Here is a 1,339-nt window from a genome sequence, read left to right as displayed (position 1 = left end):
GAGAGGCCGGGGACCAGTCGGCCAGCTGCCGGTCCACGTCGCCGGCCAGGGCGACCCGCCCGACGGGCAGGCCGTCGAGCAGCCCCGCCAGCAGGGCCCGCAGCCCGGACAGCTTGCTGTCGACCGCGGCCTGGTCGCTGGTGCGGGCGTCGACCTCGAAGCCGAGCAGCAGCCCGCCGTCGCGGGTCGGCAGCACGCTCAGGCCCATGTCCTCCGGCGGGCCGCCCGCGACGTTGCGCATCACCCCGGTGGCCCCGGCGAAGTCGACCGCCAGGTCGAACGCCTTGAGGTTGATCCCGCGGCCGTGCAGCAGCCCGCCAGCGCCGGGCACGCCGAGGTCCCGCGGCAGGTCCTCGCCCCGGTACCGCTGGTGGTCGCGCATCTCGCGCAGGGCGGCGGCGACCCGGCCGCTCAGCCGGCCGAGTCCGTCCGCGCCGTGCACGGCCACCCGCAGCGGCAGCACGTTGACCGCCATGGCGGGGGTGCGCAGCTCGGCCGAGCCCGTCCGGCACATCAGCGGCAGCGCGAACACCACGTCGGTGCGGCCCAGCACGCGGTGCAGGAACGCGGCGTACCCGGCGATCAGCGCCTCACCCCAGGTGACGCCCTCCCGGTCGGCGAACGCGCGCAGCCGGGCCGTCTCGTCGGGCGGGACGACGGCGCGGGCGGTCAGGGTGCGGTCGGGCGCCCCGGCGGCGGCGTCCGCGTCGCCGAGGTCGGGCAGCGGGGTGAACCGGTCGACCCAGTACGCGCGGTCCTCGGCGGACCGGTCGCTGTCCAGGTAGGCGCGGTCGGCGGCGACGAGGTCCGCGAACGCGCCGAAGCTCGACGGCGGCGGCTCGGTCCCCCGTACCAGGGCCGTGTAGCGGGCGGCGGTGCGGCGGGCGAGCATCGCGGCGGTGTAGCCGTCGAAGACCAGATGGTGGCCGAGCTGCGTGTACCAGACCTCGTGGTCGGACAGCCGGATGACGGTGCGTGCGTACAGCGGCCGGTCCACCATCCCCCGGCACGCTCCGGCCGCCCGGACCCGCTCGGCGTCGACGAGCGCGCGGGCCGCGGCCGCGGGGTCGGCCTCGCCGCTGACGTCGACCACCTCGGGCCGCAGGACCGGCTCGTCGCTGACCGCCTGGCGCGGCCCGTCCGGAGTGTCGTACACCCGCAGCCGCAGGGTCTCGGCTTCCTCGGTGGTGGCCCGGACCGCCTCGGCGAGCGCGTCGGCGTCGACGTACTCGCCGCCGGATATCTCCACCACGTCGCCGACCAGGTAGTAGGGCGAGTCCGGCTCCAGACGCTGCGCGTTCCAGATTCCCACCTGGGCGCGGGTCAGGGGGAGCAGACC

General features: G+C 76.7%; 1 protein-coding gene. It reads right to left on the bottom strand.

What is annotated here, in order from left to right; all coding sequences use genetic code 11:
- A partial coding sequence (locus G5C65_RS37315) for a condensation domain-containing protein (protein ID WP_241266341.1) occupies nucleotides 1–1,339 on the bottom strand: 1,339 nt, incomplete at both ends.

The organism is Streptomyces boncukensis (assembly GCF_011045075.1).
Classification (GTDB): Bacteria; Actinomycetota; Actinomycetes; order Streptomycetales; family Streptomycetaceae; genus Streptomyces; species Streptomyces boncukensis.
This window is presented reverse-complemented; position numbering and strand designations above follow the sequence as displayed.